The following is a 1,770-nucleotide window of genomic DNA, read 5'->3' as shown; positions in this document are numbered from 1 at the left end:
GCCCCGGCCGAGGGGCCCCGCGCCGCGCCCGCGCCTCCGGCGGCCGTCAGACGGTGTCGCGCACGGCGACGATCCCGTTGAAGACCCCGACGTACGCGGTGCCGTCGGGCCCGAGCGTGATCGGCGCCCAGTTGTTGTCGTAACCGAGCCCGGTCCCGGTCAGCCGCGAGAAGACCCGTCCCCCGGTACGGAAGTCGACGGCCGTGAGGTACCAGGCGTCGATCCCGAGGGAGCTGGGCCGCTTCTCGTAGAAGTAGAGCAGCCCGTTGGCGGTGGAGAGCTTGGGCACGGTGGACGGCGACCGCACGTCGCTCTCCCAGACGACGTCGCACCCACTGCCGTCGCCCCGCACGTCGATCCGCGTCGCCCCGCCCGTGACGCTGCGCCCGAACCCGAGCGACGAGGGGTTCTCGTACCCGTAGTTGTTCTCCACCACCAGACTGTCGCCCCAGCTGATGAGCGAGTTGTCGGTCGTCGACGCCCCGGACCGGAAGACCGGCACCTTGCAGACGAGCCGCTCCCCCGCCGGCACCTCGGCACCCCGCCGGTAGACGAGGACGTTCATGCGGTCGTCGGCGTTGTCGGTGATGGCGACGTACTCGTCCCGCGTGCCGAAGAGGTCGGGCGTGGTCCCCGACCCCTGGTTCACCGAACCCGGCTTGGTCCCGGTCCCCCGGTCGTAGGCCTCCCGCCAGACCACCCGCGGCGTCCCGTCGCCCTCCGCCCGGAACGCGTACAGCGCGTGATCGGTGACGATGGAGACCCCGTCCTCGGCCACGGAGAACGAGTTCTGGATCTCCTCCCCGTCGAGCCGGACCGCCCGCAGCGCCCCCGTGGCCGGGTCGATGGTCCCGACCCGCCCGAGCCGCGTGACCCACCAGATCCGTCCGTCCCAGTCCGGCATCACGGACGTCACGGGGTCGCAGACCCCGTCGGGGAAGAGGTTCGTCCAGCTGACGCAGTCGTGCGGCACCAGCGAGGTCAGGTCCCAGTCGTCCTCGACGGTGAACTCCCAGCCGCCGTCGGCCTTCCGACCGTGCGCGATCCGCAGCACATGCTGCCGGGAGTCCGCGAGCACCACCCGGTCACGGTCGTCCAGGTAGAAGTAGGCCCCACCGGACGTGTCCTTGAAGATCTTCTCGAAGTCGAGCCGCGTGACGGCCTCGACGGTCGAGGACCGCTGCGGCAGCTTGTACTCGGCGAGCGTGTCCAGGCTGCGCGGGTCGAGGAGCTTCAGCAGGAAGCCCGTGAACGTCCCGCAGACGGTGATCAGCCGCCCGCCGGCGTCGAACGTGGCGGTCGCGCACTCCCCGCCGACCGGGGCGATCTGTTCGCTGGTGACCTGCGGCTCGCGCCCGAGCGGCGCCGGATGCGGGTGGGTCCCGCTGCCGGCCCCGTCGGCGTGCATCCCGCTGCGCCCGTTGGGGGCGAGGTACGGGTGCTGGGCCGGCCCGGCCCCGGGCAGCGGCCTGGCGATGGCCGGGGCGCCCTCGTAGTGGTCGACCAGCCGGTGCCCGAGCGCGAGCGGTATCTCGTCGGCCTGGGCGACGGGAGCCGATCCCGCCAGCAGCATGGCCGCGAGAGCGGCGGCGACGACCGCCGCACGCCCCCGTCGCCGGGGTAAACGTGTACTCAAGACAGCTCCTAGGGATCCGTACGACAGTCGCGCCGACCGCCGACGCTAGGCCCGCCCCCAGGAGAAGGGAAGCGCCACGCCCCAGGCTTCACGAGAACGCAAAAATGCCTCAACCCCCGGACGGAGTCCGGGGG

At 72.1% G+C, this 1,770-nt stretch carries 1 protein-coding gene; it reads right to left on the bottom strand.

The features are described from left to right. Positions 1-46 precede the first annotated feature (46 nt). The gene (locus ACFQ8C_RS36955) at positions 47-1,573 is read right to left on the bottom strand and encodes a hypothetical protein (protein ID WP_383466336.1); all 1,527 of its coding nucleotides are present in this window, start codon (positions 1,571-1,573) and stop codon (positions 47-49) included. Positions 1,574-1,770: the final 197 nt, after the last annotated feature.

Source organism: Streptomyces sp. NPDC056503, from assembly GCF_042794995.1.
GTDB lineage: Bacteria > Actinomycetota > Actinomycetes > Streptomycetales > Streptomycetaceae > Streptomyces.
The sequence above is the reverse complement of the archived record's forward strand: the minus strand, read 5'-3'. Positions and strand labels throughout refer to the sequence as shown.